The sequence below is a fragment of the Streptomyces sp. DT2A-34 genome, from assembly GCF_030499515.1.
In the GTDB taxonomy this organism is placed as follows: domain Bacteria; phylum Actinomycetota; class Actinomycetes; order Streptomycetales; family Streptomycetaceae; genus Streptomyces.
On record NZ_JASTWJ010000001.1, the window covers coordinates 9,733,306 to 9,750,401 of the forward strand.

General features: G+C 71.1%; 15 protein-coding genes and 3 pseudogenes. 13 read left to right on the top strand and 5 right to left on the bottom strand.

Features of this window, described 5'->3' with window-relative positions:
• Positions 1 to 77 precede the first annotated feature (77 nt).
• From crcB (QQM39_RS43410) to QQM39_RS43460, 11 genes are all read left to right on the top strand, one after another.
• The gene (crcB, locus tag QQM39_RS43410; RefSeq protein ID WP_302003072.1) at positions 78 to 539 is read left to right on the top strand and encodes a fluoride efflux transporter CrcB; all 462 of its coding nucleotides are present in this window, start codon (positions 78 to 80) and stop codon (positions 537 to 539) included.
• Positions 536 to 916, top strand: coding sequence for a DUF190 domain-containing protein (locus QQM39_RS43415; RefSeq protein WP_302003073.1), 381 nt, complete (start codon positions 536 to 538; stop codon positions 914 to 916). The genes crcB (QQM39_RS43410) and QQM39_RS43415 overlap by 4 nt, the downstream gene beginning before the upstream one ends.
• A complete protein-coding gene (crcB, locus tag QQM39_RS43420) occupies positions 913 to 1,287 on the top strand; it encodes a fluoride efflux transporter CrcB (protein WP_302003074.1) in 375 nt (124 codons plus the stop codon). Before QQM39_RS43415 ends, crcB (QQM39_RS43420) begins: the two co-directional genes overlap by 4 nt.
• A 96-nt stretch (positions 1,288 to 1,383) precedes the next feature.
• Positions 1,384 to 2,223 carry an undecaprenyl-diphosphate phosphatase gene (locus QQM39_RS43425; RefSeq protein WP_302003075.1) on the top strand — a complete coding sequence of 280 codons (840 nt, stop codon included), beginning with the start codon at positions 1,384 to 1,386 and terminating at the stop codon, positions 2,221 to 2,223.
• 165 nt (positions 2,224 to 2,388) lie between these two features.
• Positions 2,389 to 3,066, top strand: a complete 678-nt coding sequence (locus tag QQM39_RS43430; protein WP_048586660.1) for a FadR/GntR family transcriptional regulator — start codon at positions 2,389 to 2,391, stop codon at positions 3,064 to 3,066.
• The gene (locus QQM39_RS43435; RefSeq protein WP_302003076.1) at positions 3,063 to 4,502 is read left to right on the top strand and encodes an amino acid permease; all 1,440 of its coding nucleotides are present in this window, start codon (positions 3,063 to 3,065) and stop codon (positions 4,500 to 4,502) included. Before QQM39_RS43430 ends, QQM39_RS43435 begins: the two co-directional genes overlap by 4 nt.
• 50 nt (positions 4,503 to 4,552) lie before the next feature.
• Entirely contained in the window at positions 4,553 to 5,569 is a 1,017-nt protein-coding gene (locus QQM39_RS43440) for an asparaginase (RefSeq protein ID WP_302003925.1), read from the top strand.
• Between the two features lie 145 nt (positions 5,570 to 5,714).
• The gene (gene aspA, locus QQM39_RS43445) at positions 5,715 to 7,124 is read left to right on the top strand and encodes an aspartate ammonia-lyase (protein ID WP_302003077.1); all 1,410 of its coding nucleotides are present in this window, start codon (positions 5,715 to 5,717) and stop codon (positions 7,122 to 7,124) included.
• Positions 7,125 to 7,171: 47 nt separating this feature from the next.
• The gene (locus QQM39_RS43450) at positions 7,172 to 8,113 is read left to right on the top strand and encodes a glutaminase (protein ID WP_302003078.1); all 942 of its coding nucleotides are present in this window, start codon (positions 7,172 to 7,174) and stop codon (positions 8,111 to 8,113) included.
• Positions 8,114 to 8,145: 32 nt separating this feature from the next.
• Positions 8,146 to 9,672 (top strand): polyprenol phosphomannose-dependent alpha 1,6 mannosyltransferase MptB, encoded by a 1,527-nt coding sequence (gene mptB / locus QQM39_RS43455; protein ID WP_302003079.1) that lies wholly within the window; start codon positions 8,146 to 8,148, stop codon positions 9,670 to 9,672.
• Positions 9,669 to 11,033: a glycosyltransferase 87 family protein gene (locus tag QQM39_RS43460; protein ID WP_302003080.1), complete on the top strand. Its 1,365-nt coding sequence runs from the start codon at positions 9,669 to 9,671 to the stop codon at positions 11,031 to 11,033. The genes mptB and QQM39_RS43460 overlap by 4 nt, the downstream gene beginning before the upstream one ends.
• A 32-nt stretch (positions 11,034 to 11,065) precedes the next feature.
• Here QQM39_RS43460 and QQM39_RS43465 read toward each other — a convergent pair.
• From QQM39_RS43465 to QQM39_RS43480, 4 genes and pseudogenes are all read right to left on the bottom strand, one after another.
• Positions 11,066 to 11,950, bottom strand: a pseudogene (locus QQM39_RS43465) (D-alanyl-D-alanine carboxypeptidase family protein); the annotation flags it as partial.
• Positions 11,951 to 12,043: 93 nt separating this feature from the next.
• Positions 12,044 to 13,180: a transcription termination factor Rho gene (gene rho, locus QQM39_RS43470; RefSeq protein ID WP_302003081.1), complete on the bottom strand. Its 1,137-nt coding sequence runs from the start codon at positions 13,178 to 13,180 to the stop codon at positions 12,044 to 12,046.
• A gap of 244 nt (positions 13,181 to 13,424) precedes the next feature.
• Entirely contained in the window at positions 13,425 to 14,252 is an 828-nt protein-coding gene (locus QQM39_RS43475; RefSeq protein WP_302003082.1) for a class I SAM-dependent methyltransferase, read from the bottom strand.
• Between the two features lie 252 nt (positions 14,253 to 14,504).
• Positions 14,505 to 14,902, bottom strand: a pseudogene (locus QQM39_RS43480) (nuclear transport factor 2 family protein).
• Between the two features lie 70 nt (positions 14,903 to 14,972).
• Between QQM39_RS43480 and QQM39_RS43485 the strand changes: the two are divergent.
• Entirely contained in the window at positions 14,973 to 15,530 is a 558-nt protein-coding gene (locus QQM39_RS43485) for a PadR family transcriptional regulator (RefSeq protein ID WP_302003083.1), read from the top strand.
• 5 nt (positions 15,531 to 15,535) lie between these two features.
• Positions 15,536 to 16,279: a class I SAM-dependent methyltransferase gene (locus QQM39_RS43490; RefSeq protein WP_302003084.1), complete on the top strand. Its 744-nt coding sequence runs from the start codon at positions 15,536 to 15,538 to the stop codon at positions 16,277 to 16,279.
• Here the strand turns inward: QQM39_RS43490 and QQM39_RS43495 are convergent.
• Positions 16,257 to 17,002 (bottom strand): annotated as a pseudogene (locus QQM39_RS43495) (GntR family transcriptional regulator). The gene QQM39_RS43490 and the pseudogene QQM39_RS43495 overlap by 23 nt on opposite strands.
• Positions 17,003 to 17,096: the final 94 nt, after the last annotated feature.

Here is a 17,096-nt window from a genome sequence, read left to right on the forward strand (position 1 = left end):
TAGCGGCGTACCCTGTTGACCGGCCGCGATCACCACACGAGGTGCGGTGGCGAGGGCCAGTCAGGAGACGCACGACCATGACCGCCCCGGAGACCGAGACCCTCCGCGCCCCAGCGCCCCCGCCACGGCGGCACGCCTGGCGGACCCAGGCGCCGATCGTCGCGGTCGTCGCACTCGGCGGAGCCGTCGGCGCCACGGCACGCTACGCATGGTCCCTGTGGTGGCCCGCCCAGCCCGGCGGCTTCCCCTGGGCGACCTTGTGGACCAACGTCGTCGGCTGCGCCGTGATCGGCGTGTTCATGGTGGTCATCACCGACGTGTGGGCCGCCCACCGCCTCGTCCGCCCCTTCTTCGGGACCGGCGTGCTCGGCGGCTTCACCACCTTCTCGACGTACGCCGTCGACATCCAGAAGCTGGTGGACAGCGGCCATCCGCGTATCGGACTGGCCTATCTCGCCGCGACCCTCGTCGCGGCGCTGACGGCGGTGTGGCTCGCGGTGGTGACGACCCGCCGTGTCCTGAAGTGGAGGCGGCCATGACGAGGCTGACCGGGCGCGCCCTGCGCGTGACCGTCTTCATCGGCGAGAACGACACCTGGCACCACAAGCCCCTCTATTCGGAGATCGTGCACCGCGCCCACGCGGCCGGACTCGCGGGCGCCAGCGTCTTCCGCGGCATCGAGGGCTTCGGCGCGTCCAGCGTGATCCACACCTCGCGGCTGCTGTCCCTGAGTGAGGACCTCCCGGTCGCGATCGTGATCGTCGACACCGAGGAGCGCGTACGGGCCTTCCTGCCGCAGCTCGACGAACTCGTCACCGAAGGGCTCGTGACCCTCGACGACTGCGAGGCCATCCGGTACGTCGGCCGGGACGACACTCTGCGCACATCGGACACGAAGGGTAAGAAGTCGTCGTGAACTGGCTCCTGGTCATCGCGGGTGCCATGGTCGGTGCCCCCCTGCGCTACCTCACCGACCGCGCGGTCCAGTCACGGCACGACTCGGTGTTCCCCTGGGGCACCTTCGCGGTCAACGTCACCGGCTGCCTGATCCTCGGTCTGCTGACCGGAGCGGTGGCCGCAGGCGCCGCGAGTTCCCACCTCCAACTGCTGCTGGGCACCGGCCTGTGCGGGGCGCTGACGACGTACTCGACCTTCTCGTACGAGACCCTGCGGCTGACCGAGACGGGGGCTGGGCTCTACGCCGTCGTCAACATCGCGGGGAGCGTGACCGCGGGCCTCGGCGCGGCGTTCCTGGGGGTCTCGATCGCCGAGGCGGTGTGGTCGTAGCGACCGGCCCAGGGGCGTCGTACACCACGGATCCATACCCGCACCTGGTAGGACAGTGCGCGCCACTGTCCCGCCGAACCCCCGGAACTGGATCCCATGAGCGCCATCAGCGTCGGTCAGGCCGTCGTCCTCGGAGCCGTCGAGGGGGTGACCGAGTTTCTGCCCGTCTCCTCGACCGGCCATCTGAAGATCGCCGAGGGGCTCATGGGCATCCCCGTCGACGACGACGCGGTCGTCGGGTTCTCGGCCGTCATCCAGGTCGGTGCGATCGCCGCCGTGCTCGTGTACTTCTTCAAGGACATCGTGCGGATCGTCTCCGCGTGGCTGCGCGGGCTGCGGGACAAGGAGGAGCGGTACCACCACGACTACAAGTTCGCCTGGTGGGTGATCTACGCGACGATCCCGATCATCGCCGTGGGCCTGGCCGCCAAGCCGCTCATCAAGGGGCCGCTCGCCTCGCTGTGGGTCGTCGCGGGGTCGCTGATCGTCGGCAGCGGCGTGATGTGGGCGGCCGATCAAATGGGTCGGCACAAGCGCGGGGAGGACGACACCTCCTTCAAGGACGCGATGCTCGTCGGCAGCTCCCAGATCCTCGCCCTGCTCTTCCCCGGCTTCTCGCGCTCCGGCGCCACCATGTCCACGGCGCTGATGCTCGACCTGGACCGGGTCGCCGCCACCCGCCTGTCCTTCTTCCTCGGCATTCCGGCCCTGACCGGCGCCGGCATCTACGAGCTGAAGGACGCCCTCGGTACCACGGGCACGGGCGCGCTGCCGCTGGCTGTCGGCACCGCGGTCTCCTTCGTCGTGGCCTACGCCTCCATCGCCTGGCTGCTCAAGTTCGTCGCCAAGCACTCGTTCAACGCGTTCGTGATCTACCGGATCGTCGTCGGAGTGCTGCTGTTCGGGCTGCTGGGCGCAGGTGTGATCAACAGTTGACGGGTTCGGACGGGGAATCGATGTGAAGTCTGTTTTCAGGCTTCACATCCGATGAATCTTTCCTTTCTACGCCCTTGACACCACCCTCGGCTCACCCGGAGTATCTCTCCCGTGAACCTGTCAGACAGCCGGACAGCCGGACAGCCTCCGCGGCGCGTCAGCGCCATGGAAGCGGTACTGGCGCACCTCCGCAGCGCCATCGAGCGCGGCGAGTACGCCATCGGCGACAAGCTCCCCTCCGAGGCGGAACTCTGCCGCACCCTGGAGATCAGCCGACCCGTCCTGCGCGAGGCCCTGCGGGCCCTGCAGACCATGGGCCTGACCGTCTCCAAGACCGGCAAGGGCACCTTCGTCGTCGCCAACGCCGTCGAGGACCCCACCTTCGGCGACTACGCGGCCAGCGACCTGCTGGAAGTGCGCCGACACGTCGAGATCCCGGTCGCCGGGTACGCGGCCCTGCGCCGCACCCCGGAGAACCTCGACCACCTCGCCCACCTGCTCGACCGTATGGAACGGGAGACGGACACCACCGCGTGGGTCGCGATGGACACCCTCTTCCACCTGGCCGTGGCCGAGGCCGCCCAGAACCCGGTCTTCCGCCGGGTCATCGAGGAGATCCGCGACGCACTGGCGCGTCAGTCGGCCTTCCTCAACGAGCTGGGCGGCCGCCGCGAGCAGTCCAACCGCGAGCACCGGGCGATCGTCGAGGCGCTGATCGACGGTTCCGAACTCGACGCGACCGACGCCATGGCGCACCACCTGGACCGCGTCGAGACGACCCTCACCGACATCGTGCGCCCCGCGCGCACGGACAGCCCCACGGAAGGCGGACCCGAGGCGTGAGCGAGCAGCACCTCAAAGAAGAGACGCGCCCATCGTCCGGACACGTCGACGCCGGAGACGCCGGCTACAGCAAGTCGCTGAAGTCCCGGCACGTCAACATGATCGCCATCGGCGGAGCCATCGGCACCGGCCTGTTCCTCGGCGCCGGCGGGCGACTCGCCGACGCCGGCCCGTCCCTGTTCATCGCCTACGCGGTCTGCGGAATCTTCGCCTTCCTCGTCGTGCGCGCCCTCGGCGAACTCGTCCTGTACCGCCCGTCCTCCGGCGCCTTCGTGTCGTACGCCCGGGAGTTCATGGGGGAGAAGGGCGCGTACACCGCGGGTTGGATGTACTTCCTCAACTGGGCCACCACCGGCATCGCCGACATCACCGCGGTCGCCACCTACACCCACTACTGGGGCATGTTCTCCGACATCCCGCAGTGGGTGCTCGCGCTGATAGCCCTGGCCGTCGTCCTCACCGTGAACCTGATCTCGGTGAAGATCTTCGGTGAACTGGAGTTCTGGTTCGCGATCGTCAAGGTCGGCGCGCTCGTCGTCTTCATGTGCATCGGCATCTTCCTGCTGGTCACACAGCACCCGGTCGACGGCACCACCCCCGGCCCGTCCCTGATCACCGACCACGGCGGCATCTTCCCCAACGGCCTGCTGCCCATGCTGCTGATCGTCCAGGGCGTCGTCTTCGCCTACGCCTCCGTCGAGCTGGTCGGCGTCGCCGCCGGTGAGACCGAGAACCCCGAGAAGATCATGCCGAAGGCGATCAACTCGATCATGTGGCGCGTGGGCCTGTTCTACGTCGGCTCCGTCGTCCTGCTCTCGATGCTGCTGCCCTGGTCCTCGTACAAGGCGGGCGAGAGCCCCTTCGTCACCGTGCTCTCCAACATCGGCATCCCGGCGGCCGGCGGCATCATGAACCTGGTCGTGCTGACCGCGGCCATGTCCTCGCTCAACTCCGGCCTGTACTCCACCGGCCGCATCCTGCGCTCCATGGCGATGTCCGGCTCCGCCCCGAAGTTCACCTCCGTGATGAGCCGCAGCAAGGTCCCCTACGGCGGCATCCTGCTCACCAGCGGCTTCTGCGTCCTCGGCGTCGGCCTCAACTTCGTCGTCCCCGCCGAGGCGTTCGAGATCGTGCTGAACTTCGCGGCGATCGGCATCCTCGCCACCTGGGGCATGATCATGCTCTGTCACCTGCTCTTCTGGCAGAAGACCCAGAAGGGCGAGCTCACCCGCCCGAGCTACCGACTGCCGGGCTCCCCCTGGACCGAACTCGTGACGCTGGCCTTCCTCGCCTCCGTCCTGGTCCTCATGTACGCCGACGGAGGCGCCGGCCGCACCACCGTGCTGTGCCTGCCGCTGATCGTCGCCGCGCTGGTCGCGGGCTGGTACGGCATCCGAAGCCGGGCCGCGCGCAGTGCGACCAAGGCCGACGCGTGACACCCGTGTCGGCCGACGACCCCTCATCGACCCACCACCATCAGGCAGTGATGTACAGCAGTTCCATAGCGGACGCACCCCTTGTCCGCGAACCCCTCCACGCCCCCGTCGCCCACCTCATACGCGGCGGAATGACCGAAGGCATCCACTACGGCTCCGTCGTCGTCCTCGGCGCCGACGGCGAGGTCCAGTTCCAGCTCGGTGACATCGAGGCCGCCTTCTACCCGCGCTCGGCGCTCAAGCCCGTCCAGGCCGTCGCCATGGTGCGGGCCGGGCTCCCGCTCGACGGCGACCTGCTCTCGCTCACCGCGGCCAGCCACTCCGGCGAGGAACGCCACCTCGCCGGAACCCGGCGCATCCTCGACATCGCCGGGCTCACCGAGGACCACCTGCGCAACGTCCCGGACATGCCGTTCGACCCGGTCGTCCGGGACACCTGGGTACGGGAGGGCCGCGCGCCCTCCCGGCTCGCCCAGAACTGCTCCGGCAAGCACGCGGCCATGTTGTACACCTGCGCGCTCAACGGCTGGTCCCTGGACGACTACCTCGACCCCGGGCACCCGCTCCAGCAGGCGATCGCCGAGATCGTCGAGGACCTCACGGGCCAGCGCATCGCGCGGGTGACCGTCGACGGGTGCGGGGCGCCGCTGTTCTCCGTCTCGCTGCACGGGCTCGCCCGGGCGGCGGCTCGTATCACCACCGCGGCGCCGGGTACGCCCGAGGCTCGGGTCGCCGACGCGATGCGGGAGCATGCCGAGATGGCCTCCGGCGCGGGGCGGGACGTGGCGGCGTTGATGCGGGCCGTGCCGGGGCTGCTCGCCAAGGACGGGTTCGAGGGCGTGCAGGTTGCTGCCCTGCCGGACGGTCGGGCCGTTGCCGTGAAGATTGCCGACGGGGCGAATCGGGCGCGGGTGCCGGTGGCTGCCGCGGCTCTGGCCAGGGCCGGGGTGGATCCGGGGCTGCTCACCGAGTTTCAGGGTGAGGCGCTTCTTGGGGGCGGTCGGGAGGTCGGGTGTGTGCGGCCCGTTCGTTCGCTTGAGCCCGTTGTGGTTCCGGCCTGCGCCTGAACATGTGCCCGGACATGTCGTTCGGCGACTGCGGGCCTGATGTGGCTGGTCGCGCCCACGCGGCGGTAGCCGCAAATCGATAACGCCCCGCGCCCCTTTCGGGGGCGCTCTCACCCCGTACCTCAGAAAGAGGACCCTCAGCTTCATGACCGCAACCACCCGCAGCGAGCACGACCTGCTCGGCGACCGAGACGTCCCCGTCGATGTCTACTGGGGCGTCCACACCCTGCGTGCCACGGAGAACTTCCCGATCACCGGGACGCCGATCTCCGCCTACCCGCATCTGATCGACGCCCTCGCCGCAGTCAAGGAGGCCGCCGCCCTCGCCAATGAGGAGCTTGGTCTGCTGGACGCGAAGAAGGCCGCCGCGATCGTCGCCGCCTGCCGTGAGATCCGTGCCGGGAAGCTGCACGAGCAGTTCGTGGTGGACGTCATCCAGGGCGGCGCGGGCACGTCGACCAACATGAACGCCAACGAGGTCGTCGCCAACCGGGCGTTGGAGCTGCTGGGCCATGCCAGGGGCGAGTACCGGCACCTGCACCCCAACGAGGACGTCAACCTCGGCCAGTCGACGAACGACGTCTATCCGACGGCCGTCAAGGTCGCGACCGTCTTCGCCGTGCGCGGGCTGCTCAAGGCGATGGCCGTGCTCCAGGACGCCTTCGCCCGCAAGGCCGTCGAGTTCCGGGACGTGCTGAAGATGGGCCGTACGCAGTTGCAGGACGCGGTGCCGATGACGCTCGGTCAGGAGTTCTCGGCGTACGCCGTCATGATTGACGAGGACCGGTCCCGTCTTGCCGAGGCAGTCGAGTTGATCCATGAGATCAACCTGGGCGCCACGGCGATCGGCACGGGCCTCAACGCCCCTGCCGGCTACGCCGAGTCGGCTCGCCGTCACCTGGCCGAGATCACCGGGCTGCCGTTGGTCACCGCCGCCAACCTGGTCGAGGCGACCCAGGACTGCGGGGCGTTCGTGCAGATGTCCGGCGTGCTCAAGCGGATCGCGGTCAAGTTGTCGAAGAGCTGCAACGACCTGCGCTTGCTGTCGTCGGGGCCGCGTGCGGGCCTCGGTGAGATCAACCTGCCGCCGGTGCAGGCCGGTTCGTCGATCATGCCGGGCAAGGTCAACCCGGTGATCCCCGAGGTCGTCAACCAGGTCGCCTTCGAGGTGATCGGCAACGACGTCGCCATCACCATGGCCGCCGAGGCCGGACAGCTCCAGCTCAACGCCTTCGAGCCGATCATCCTGCACTCCCTGTCGGAGTCCATCACCCATCTGCGGGCCGCCTGCGTGACGCTCGCCGAGCGCTGCGTGGACGGCATCACCGCCAACACCGAGGCGCTGCGCGCGAGCGTGGAGAACTCCATCGGCCTGGTCACGGCCCTGAACCCGCACATCGGGTACACGGCGGCCACCGACATCGCCAAGGAAGCCCTCGTCACCGGCCGCGGCGTCGCCGAACTCGTCCTGGAAAAGGGCCTGTTGCCCGCCGAGGCCCTCGCCGACCTGCTGCGGCCTGAGGTCGTCGCGGGCAGCGGCCAGGCCCTGGCCTGATCAGGCCGGAAGCCGCGGATGCGCACCGGGACCGGCAGGGAGGCACAATGGTGATCATGGCAGCGTCGACGTCGTCACTGACCTTCCAGCCGATCCTGGAGCGCATCGCGGAGGAGATCGAGCGGACCCCCGGCCGCGGCCGGCCCGCCGACTACATCCCGGCACTCGCGGCCTGCGACCCACGCCGCTTCGGCATGGCCGTCGCGGAACTCGACGGCTCGGTGTACGGCGTGGGGGACTGGCGCGAGCCGTTCTCCACGCAGTCCATCACCAAGGTCTTCACCCTCGCGCTAGACCTCGCCCGCGAGGGCGACGAACTCTGGGAGTACGTGGGCCGCGAGCCCTCAGGCAACCCCTTCAACTCGCTCGTCCAGCTGGAGCACGAGAACGGCATCCCGCGCAACCCGTTCATCAACGCGGGCGCCCTCGTCGTCACCGACCGCCTCCAGACCCGTACCGGAGACGCGGCGGGCGAACTCCGCGCCTTCCTCCGCGCCGAGAGCGGCAACCCGACCCTGGACTTCGACAAGGACGTCGCCGCCTCCGAGTCCACACACGGCGACCGCAATGCCGCCCTCGCCCATTTCATGGCGTCGTACGGCAACATCGACAACCCCGTCCCGGCCCTGCTCGACCAGTACTTCCGCCAGTGCTCGATCAAGGCGTCCTGCGCGGACCTCGCCCTCGCCACCACCTTCCTGGCCCGCCACGGCGTCCGCGCCGACGGCACCCGCCTCCTCACCCGCAGCCAGGCCAAACAGGTCAACGCGGTGATGCTGACCTGCGGGACATACGACGCGGCAGGCGACTTCGCGTACCGCGTGGGCCTCCCTGGCAAGAGCGGAGTGGGCGGCGGAATCATCGCGGTGGTACCGGGCCGCTGCACGCTGTGCGTGTGGAGCCCCGGGCTGGACGAACACGGCAATTCGGTGGCAGGAGTGGCGGCCCTCGACAGGTTCACGACGCTGACGGGCCTGTCGGTCTTCTGAGCTGAGGGGGCTGCTCAACGCCGGGTGCCGGCATGCCCCTAAGGGGCGCGGCGAACCCAACAACCCGCAGTCGATCACGCGCCGGACACATCGCGGCCTCCCCCCGGAGGGAACCCCGTCAACTCGCGGCCACCCCACGTTGCCACGCTGACCGAGTGTTGGCCATGGCTTTCCCCGTCGATCTCCGCCGCTGCCAGATACTCGGTCTGGCCGGCACCGCCTCCCTCGCCCTGGGCGGTGAGACGGCCGGCGCGCTGCCGGTCCGGGAACTCCTGGCCCCGAGCTCCGCGCACGCGGCCCTCGGCCTGGTCGGCGTCTACTTCGGCGTCGTCCTGCTGATAGCGGCCTGGCTGCTGCTCGGCCGGCTCGTACGCAGCGCCGACCCGCCGACCCCGCGCGCCCTGCTGCTGGTCCTGGCCGTGTGGGCGACCCCGCTGCTGATCGCGCCGCCCCTGTTCAGCCGCGACGTGTACAGCTACCTGGCCCAAGGCGCCATGGTCGACGCACACATCGACGTGTACGCGTACGGCCCCGCCCACCTCGGCGGCCCGCTCGCCGACGAGGTGGCCCCGCTGTGGCGGCACACGGCGGCCCCTTACGGCCCGGTGTTCATGGGCGTCGCCTCCGCGCTGTCCGGCCTGACCCGAGGCGAACTCCCCGCCGGTCTCCTCGGCATGAGGCTCATAGCGCTGCTCGGCGTCGCGCTGATGGCGGCCGCGCTGCCGCGCCTCGCCCGGCACAGCGGGGCCGACCCGTCCGCCGCCCTGTGGCTGGGCGCCCTGAACCCGCTCGTGCTGCTGCACCTGGTCGCGGGCGCCCACAACGACGCCATCATGCTCGGCCTGCTCGGCGCGGGTCTGGTCGCGGCCCTCGGCCGGTGGCCGGCCGTGGGCGCCGTACTCGTCACGCTCGCCGCCCTGGTCAAGGCGCCGGCCGCACTCGGCCTCGCCGCGGTCGTGCTGCTCCAGGTGCGAGCCGGTCACCACCCGGCGAAGGCCGTCTGCGCCACGGCGCTCGCGTCCGCCGCCACCACGGTCGCCGCCACGGCCGTCGCGGGCACGGGATACGGCTGGATAGGCGCCCTGGACACCCCGGTCTCCCCGCAGAACTGGGCCCTCACCAGCCTGCTCGGCCGTGCCACCGCCTCGCTGCTGGAAGAGGCCGGCAGCGATCTGGCGCCGCTGGCCGTACCGGTGTGGCACGTCTTCGGGCTGGTGCTCACGGCGGTCCTCGTGGCCCTCATATGGTGGCGCTGGCGGCCCCGCCCGGTCTACGCGCTCGGGCTGAGCCTTGCGGCCGTGGCCGCCTTCGGGCCGGCGATCCGCCCCTGGTACGCCCTGTGGGGCCTGTTCCTCATCGCCGCCGCCGCGCCCAGCACTTCGGTACGGCATCGGGTGGCGGCCCTGACGGGAGTGCTCGCGTTCGCCGTCCTGCCCAGCGGCGCCGCCGCGGACGTCGGCCAGTTGGTGCTGGCCGTCTCCGGGGGCGCGCTCGCCGTGGTCGTCCTGTGGCAGGCGCATCTGGCGGCGCAGGCCCCGGCGCTGGAGCGCACCGCATGAGGCTTCCGCGCACCGATCGCGGCCGGGCCGTCCTGGTGCTCCTGCTCGCCGCCGCGGTGACCGTCTTCACGGCGACCGTGCCGTTGCTGCGCGACTGGTTCGACCTGCGCGTCTACTACGGCACCGTGGACAGCTGGATCCACCACGGCGGCCGTATCTACGACTACCGGGTGCCCGGCACCACGTACGGCTTCACGTACCCGCCGTTCGCCGCCGTGGCCATGCTGCCCATGGCGCTGCTCGACCTGCACGCGGCGATCGCGGTGGCGCTGCTGCTCAACCTGGCCGCGCTGGTCTTTGTTCTGCGCGTGTTGGCCGGCCGGGCCTGGCGGCGCCACGGCTGGTACGGCTGTGCGCTGGCCGCCTGCGCGCTGGCCCTGTTCGAGCCACTCCGGGACACCTTCAGCTTCGGCCAGGTGAACGTCCTGCTGCTGGCGCTGGTGCTGCTCGACTGCTGGTTGCTGGCCACGGGGCGGGGCCGCTGGGCGGGTGTGGGCATCGGCCTCGCGGCCGCGATCAAGCTGACGCCGGCCGCGTTCATCGGCATGCTGCTGGTGGCCCGGCGCCCGCGAACCGCCGCCGTGGCGACGGCCGTTGCCGCAGCGGCGACGGCGCTCGCGGCCTGGGTGGCCCCCGACGCGTCCCGCTTCTACTGGACCCACGCCATGTGGGACACCACCCGGGTGGGCCGCCTCGACTACGTCTCCAACCAGTCGCTGCAAGGGATCCTGGCCCGCCTGGGCGTGTCGGAGCGCGCGGTCTGGGCGGTGGTGGTCCTGCTGGTACTGGGTGTCTGGGTGGCGCGGACCCGTCGGGCGGTCGCGGCGGGGGACTGGACGGCGGCGTTCGCGCTCACCGGGCTGACCGCCTGCCTGGTCAGCCCGATCACCTGGGTCCACCACCTGGTGTGGCTGCTGCCCTCCTTCGCCGTCCTCATCCGCGCCGGGCATCTGCGGATCGCGGGCGCCCTGTACGCGCTGCTGTGCACCAGCGTGGTGTGGCTGTGGTTCGACGACGCTTCCGGCGTCGACGGCTTCCTCGGCAGCAACACCTACACGTGGATCACCCTCGGCCTGCTGCTGTGGCTGCCGCTCGGTCACTCCGGTGCCGCGGGCTCGAAAGCCTTGCCGCGGAGCACCAGCGACGTGGCACCGGCCCCCATCCCGGCGGCGCCCGCGATCGCCCACGCCTCCGCCCAGCCTGCCCCGGCGAGCCCGCCCTCCGGTACCACGTCCGCCACCACGGGCACTGTCGCGGGCCCCGGCCTCGGCTTGGCCCGCAAGGCGTCCAGCGACCCGACCGGTTCGACCCGCCCGGACGCGTCGAACCCCCAGTCGAGCAGCTCGCCGGCCTCCTCGTAGACGGCGAAGCCGCCCGCCCGGGGGTTCATCACCGTGACGACGAGGGTGCGATCCCCCCGGCGGGCGGCGGCGATGAGCGTGTTGCCCGCCTTGCTGGTGTAGCCGTTCTTGACGCCGATCAGCCCCGGATAGGGGTCCACCCCGTCCGCCCCGGTCAACAGGCGATTGGTGTTGCGGATCTCGTACGACCAGCCGCCCCCTCCGGGGAACCGCGCCTCGGCCGTGCCGCAGTACCGCGCGAACTCCGCGTTGCGGAGCCCGGCCCGGCCGAACACCGCCAGGTCGTACGCCGACGACACCTGGCCGGGGGTGTCGTAGCCGTCGGGCGACAGCACGCGCGTGTCGAGGGCGCCCAGCGCGATCGCCTTGGCCTGCATCTGGGCGGCCGTCGCGCGCCAGCCGCCGTTCAGCGCGGCCAGCACTCGCACGGCGTCGTTGCCGGAGCTGAGGAACACCCCGCGCCACAGATCGGCGACGCGGTACGTACGTCCCTCGGCGAGCCCCACGAGACTGCTGCCGGGCCCGATCCCCGCCAGTTCCTTCTCGCTCACCGTGTGCGGGACGCCGGCCGGCAGGGTCGGCAGCACGGTGAGGGCGAACAGCGCCTTGAGGGTGCTGGCGGGCGGCAACTTCCGGTGGGCGTTGTGCGCGGCGAGCACCTCGCCGGTGTCGGCGTCGGCGACCAGCCACGACAGCGCGGAGACGCGCGGAAGGCGGGGCACCGCGGAATCCGGCCGCACATGGGTGCCGGACCGGTACAGCAGCGCGGGCCGCGGCTTCGCCGCACTCGGCCCACCCGGCGGATCGGGGTCGTGCCCGGTACGGGCGACCGCGGTGGCGGGCGCGAGCGCCAGCAGGCCGGCCGCGCACAGTGCGCAGGTGGACACAAGCACCCGGGTGGGAAATCCGATCGTCATACCGTCAACGTAGGAAGGCAGTCGTCGTACACCGCGCTGCCCGGGCCGGGAGGGGCGCGCCGGCACCCGGACGGGCGATGCCTGCGCGACGCGTCACTCGCCCGGCAGCGTCGGCTGGATCCGCCGCAGGAACGTGGCGTTGTCGGGCGTCTCGCGCATGCGCTCCAGGAGGGTCTCCAGGTTCGCCTGGCCGTCCCGGGTCTGCAGCGCCCGGCGCAGGCCGCGCACGGTGGTCAACTCGGCCGGGGGCAGGAGGAGTTCCTCGCGGCGGGTCCCGGACGGGTTGATGTCGACGGCGGGGAAGACACGACGGGAGGCGAGGTCGCGGCTGAGGCGCAGCTCCATGTTGCCGGTGCTCTTGAGCTCCTCGAAGTAGAAGTCGTCGGCCCGGGAGCCGGTCTCCACCAGGGCCGTGGCGAGGATGGTCAGCGAACCGCCCTCCTCGGCCAGGCGGGCGGCGCCGAAGAACCGCTTCGGCCCCTGCAGCGCGGCCGCGTCGACGCCGCCGCTCAGGGTGCGGCCGCCGGACGCGGCCGCGTTGTTGTGCGCCCGGCACAGCCGGGTCAGGGAGTCCAACAGGATGACGACGTCCTCGCCGGCCTCGACGAGCCGCTTGGCCCGCTCGATGACGAGTTCGGCCATCGCGATGTGCTGCTTGGGCGCCCGGTCGAAGGTCGAGGCGTACACCTCGCCCCGCACCGAACGTCGCATGTCGGTGACTTCCTCGGGGCGCTCGTCGAGGAGCACCACCATCAGCCGGCACTCGGGGTGGTTGCCGGCGACGGCCGCCGCGATCTGCTGGAGCAGCACGGTCTTGCCGGTCTTGGGCGGGGCCACGATCAGCCCGCGCTGACCCTTGCCCACGGGCGCGATCAGATCGGCGACCCGCCCGGTCAGCCCGGATGCCGGGTGTTCGAGACGGATCCGCTCCCGCGGGTGGAGCGGCGTCAGTTCGCCGAAGCTGCGGCGGTTCCTGGCGGGCGTCCGCCCGTTGACGCGGGCGACTTCGGTGAATGCGCGCTGGGCGCCGTGTACGCCGTCGACGAGGTCGCCCTTGCGCAGGCCGTACCGGCGGATCACAGCGGGGGAGACCTGAAGGTCGGAGGGCGCGGGCAGCAGGTCCTCGGCGCGCAGGTGTCCCTTCCCGTTCGCGTCGATGTCGAGCACGCCGGTGACGGCCCGGGCCGGGAGCTGCTGCTGGACTGGGGGGTGTTCGAGTGTGGTGGTCATGAGGGTCGGTCCTTTCACGGACGGAAGGCAGGAGACATGCGGAGGGAAGGAATGAGCCGCGGACATCGGGAAGGCGGACAGAGCGCCTTCGGGCGGCGGGAAACAGCACCTCGGATACGGCAGAACCACTGGTCACGAGGTGGTGAGGTGAAGCCGGTACGACGACCGGCGAACTGAAGAAGAACCAGTACCAGCGTCCACGACGGGACGTACAGAGGTACTAAGGGGACGGTACCACGGTGGTTCAGCGTGTGGCGAGCAAACCGTAGAGCAGGGGAATGCGCGGCTCGGGAAGCCGCCACCAGCCGGAGGGTGTGCGCACCATCTGCGGCCAGCGCTGCCAGGGCAACTCCTCGCTCTCGCGCAGCCGCCGGACGGTCAGTCCCGCTCCGGTCAACGCGCCGACGACCTCTCCTATTCCGTGCGTCCACTCATAGCTGTCGGTGGCACCCTCCACGGCCGGGCCGTCCGTGTAGGTGCGCGTCGCGTCCCGGTGCACGGCACGGTCGCCGCCCAGGTAGTCGTGGCGCAGCAGCAGCTCGGGTCCTTCGCCCGGACCGGGCTTCGGGCCGAGGGAGTTGAGCAGCGGGTGGAACTCGACGATGTACAACCGCCCGCCGGGACGCAGGAGTTGGGCCAGGACGCCCGCCCAGCGGTCGAGGTCGGGCAGATAGCACAGGGCGCCCTTGCCCGTGTACACCACGTCGAACTGCCGTCGGCCCAGCGCCTCCACGACGTCGTACACATTCGCCCGTACGTACGTGACGTCGAGCCCCGCCTTCTCGGCGATGCCCTTCGCGGCGGCCACCGACGCCGCGGAGAAGTCCAGGCCGACGGCCCGCGCCCCGCGCTGCGCGAAGGCGATCGTCTCGGTGCCCAGGTGGCACTGCAGATGGAGCACATCGCGGCCGGCCAGCTCACCGAGGTCGTCCCACTCGAAGGAGGCGAACCAGCGGGCGGGATCGAGATCCTGGTCGAGGCCGTAGAACCGGCTGGCGAGATGGACGGGAGTGCGGGCGTCCCAGTTCGCCTGGTTCGCCGACATCATCCGCGCGTGCTCGTCGGTGGTCATGAGGACATCCAACCGCGAACGGCCGCGTCCGACGGCAGGAATTCCGGACATGAGGCACCGGGGTGTCGAGGCGGGCCGGCCTCGTTCGTCGGTGGGGTGTAAGCGCCCGTACGGCACCGGAGGCCGCGATGGCCGCTCGCATCCGCCGCGAGCGCCTGTCCGCCGAGCTTCGGCGGCCCGCTGCTCGGCGGCCGGATCGCCGAGCAGCGGGGCCGCCGCCGCGTGTCAACACTGGGCGCCTTCGCGCGGGCCTCAAACCGACCGCGCCTCCGCCTCCTTCGCGATCCGCTCGAACTGCGCCCCCATCGCCTCGCCCAGCGCCTGCGCGCCCGACAGCGGACGGACCATGACCATGAACTCATCGATCAGGCCGTCCTCGTTCACCCGGAGGAAGTCGCAACCGGTGATCTCCCGGTCGCCCACCCGCGCGGTGAAGACCAGCGCGTGATCACGGCCGCCCGGGTCGTTGATCTCCCGCACATGGCGGAAGTCCTCGAAGACCCGCACCACACCGCGCGGGATCGCCGCGGTGATCGCCTTGCCCGGGTACGGCTTGAACACACCGGACTGGTGAAGGCGACGTCCTCCGCCAGCAGGGCATCCACGGCATCGAAGTCGCCTGCCTCGACCGCCTCACGGAACGCGCGCATCGGATCCCCTCATAGTCAATTGGTTGTGTAAGTGCCGATGGCAATAATCACCTGCTGTTAGCCTGTCCACATGTCCCTCAAGTACGCCGTCCTCGCCGCCCTCCTCGATGGCGAGGCCTCGGGCTACGAGCTGTCCAAGGTCTTCGACGTGTCCTTCGCCAACTTCTGGCCGGCGACCCCGCAGCAGCTCTACCGGGAGCTGGAACGCCTGGAGCGGGACGGCCTGGTCGAGGCCCGGTTCGTGCGGCAGGAACGGCGGCCGAACAAGCGGATGTTCACGCTCACCGCGGCCGGCCGGGAGGACCTGCGCGCCTTCGCCGCCGAGCCGCCCCGACGGCCCACCGTCATCCGCGACGAACTCCTGATCAAGTTCCAGGCCATGGAGGACCCCGAGGCCGCCCGCGCCCTGATCGAGGAACGCATGACGTGGGCGCGCGGCAAACTCGACCGCTACGAACGCGTCCGAGGCCGCCTCCTCGACGGGCGGAGCGAGGAGGAGCACTTGCGCGACTCCGACCACATCGGGCCGTATCTGACGCTGCTGCGCGGAATCTCCTTCGAGGAGGAGAACCTGCGCTGGTGCGAGCGCGTTCTGGCCGTTCTGAAGCAGCGCGTCGCGGCGAGGTGACGCGGATGTTCAGCCCCGAAGGCCCCTCCCTGCGCGAACTCACCGTCCAGGCGCTGTCGTCCGTCCAGCGCGGATACGACCTGCTCGCCCCGAAGTTCGACCACACCCCGTTCCGTACGCCGGACTCGGTGCTCTCCGCCGTCACGTCGGCCCTCGCGCGGACCGGCCCGTACGACGACGGCCTCGACCTGTGCTGCGGGACGGGCGCGGGTGTCGAGGTGCTGGCCGAGGTGTGCCGGCGCAGCGTCACCGGCGTCGACTTCAGCGCCGGCATGCTCGACGTCGCCCGGCGGCAGGTGAAGGCGGAGGACACGCGCGTCGCCTGGGTCCGCGCGGACGCCCGTGCCCTGCCGTTCGCCCCCGCCTTCGACCTCGTGGTGAGCTTCGGGGCGTTCGGCCACTTCTTGCCCCGTGAGCTGCCGGGCCTGTTCGCCCAGGTGCACTCCGTGCTGCGGCCCGGCGGGATCTTCGCGTTCCCGGTCGTGGCCCCGGCCCGTCCCACGTCCCCCGCCTTCTGGATGCTGGTGGTCTTCGACGCGGTGATGCGGGTGCGCAACGCCGTGTGGCGCCCGCCCTTCGTCATGTACTACCGGGCCTTCCGGCTCGGGGAGGTGCGGAGCGGGCTCGCCCGTGCCGGTTTCCAGGTGGAACTGCGGGCTCTGTCCGAGTTCGGGCGGCGGCGGGACGGCAGCCCGCGGGTGCGGATGGTCGTGGCTCGACGCCCGCTCAGCCCGCCGACGGCACCGTGAACTCGTAGACCAGGGCGTCCTGTTGGGCGTCCACGACGAGGTCCGTGATCTCCAGAGGGCGGGCGTACTGGTCGTGCACGCGCCGGGTGACCCGCACCGAAGGGGCGCCCGGGGGCCGAGTGATGGCGTCCCGGTGGTGCAGGGTTTCAGGCCCGCCTTGCGCATCCAGTCGTAGGCGCGGCGCAGTTGGGCCGATCCGGTGCCGTCGGCGCGGTCGCGATAGCGGGCGAGCTCGGCCACCTCGGCGAGTGCCACCGCGGAGAAGGACGTCACGGCCGTACGCCGGCCGCGTCCGTCGGCGCCCGCGGACTCGTAGCGGTGCACCAGGGTGGGGCGGTGCGGGGCGAGCCCCAGGGCCTCGGCGTGCTCCGGCGGGGGAGCCTCCCAGGCGACCGTGGCCCGGTCCACCGCGCCTGGGCTCGTGGTCAGTGCGCCGACCGGGAAGGTGAGGGACGCCGGGGTCTCGACCGGCGGACCGGGCAGGGTGGCATGGCTGCCCCGCCGGTCGGTGGCGACCAGTCCGCCGCGGCGCAGCACCTCCAGCGCCTGCCGTACGGTCTCCCTGCTGACCTCGAAGTGCTCCGCCAACTGCCGTTCCCCCAGCAGCCGTTCGCCGGGCGGGATGGTTCCGTCGCGCAGCTCGCCGACCAGCTGGGTGGCGATCCTCCGGTACAGCGGCTGCGCTTCGGTGAGCGGGCGGTCGTGCGGGGTGGTGCGGGCCATGCCGCGCCTCCTGTTGGTGACGTGTCGTAGCCGTGCGGGTTCGTTGCGCCACCAAATCCAATCATTGGTCTAAACCATCAGGGAAGGGCGGTCT

Bases quoted from the DNA above. Each gene is read 5' to 3' on its own strand.
- crcB (WP_302003072.1), top strand. From the start codon at position 78: ATGACCGCCCCGGAGACCGAGACCCTCCGCGCCCCAGCGCCCCCGCCA.
- QQM39_RS43415 (WP_302003073.1), top strand. From the start codon at position 536: ATGACGAGGCTGACCGGGCGCGCCCTGCGCGTGACCGTCTTCATCGGC.
- QQM39_RS43425 (WP_302003075.1), top strand. From the start codon at position 1,384: ATGAGCGCCATCAGCGTCGGTCAGGCCGTCGTCCTCGGAGCCGTCGAG.
- QQM39_RS43430 (WP_048586660.1), top strand. From the start codon at position 2,389: ATGGAAGCGGTACTGGCGCACCTCCGCAGCGCCATCGAGCGCGGCGAG.
- QQM39_RS43440 (WP_302003925.1), top strand. From the start codon at position 4,553: ATGTACAGCAGTTCCATAGCGGACGCACCCCTTGTCCGCGAACCCCTC.
- aspA (WP_302003077.1), top strand. From the start codon at position 5,715: ATGACCGCAACCACCCGCAGCGAGCACGACCTGCTCGGCGACCGAGAC.
- QQM39_RS43450 (WP_302003078.1), top strand. From the start codon at position 7,172: ATGGTGATCATGGCAGCGTCGACGTCGTCACTGACCTTCCAGCCGATC.
- mptB (WP_302003079.1), top strand. From the start codon at position 8,146: ATGCCCCTAAGGGGCGCGGCGAACCCAACAACCCGCAGTCGATCACGC.
- QQM39_RS43460 (WP_302003080.1), top strand. From the start codon at position 9,669: ATGAGGCTTCCGCGCACCGATCGCGGCCGGGCCGTCCTGGTGCTCCTG.
- rho (WP_302003081.1), bottom strand. From the start codon at position 13,180: ATGACCACCACACTCGAACACCCCCCAGTCCAGCAGCAGCTCCCGGCC.
- QQM39_RS43475 (WP_302003082.1), bottom strand. From the start codon at position 14,252: ATGACCACCGACGAGCACGCGCGGATGATGTCGGCGAACCAGGCGAAC.
- QQM39_RS43485 (WP_302003083.1), top strand. From the start codon at position 14,973: ATGTCCCTCAAGTACGCCGTCCTCGCCGCCCTCCTCGATGGCGAGGCC.
- QQM39_RS43490 (WP_302003084.1), top strand. From the start codon at position 15,536: ATGTTCAGCCCCGAAGGCCCCTCCCTGCGCGAACTCACCGTCCAGGCG.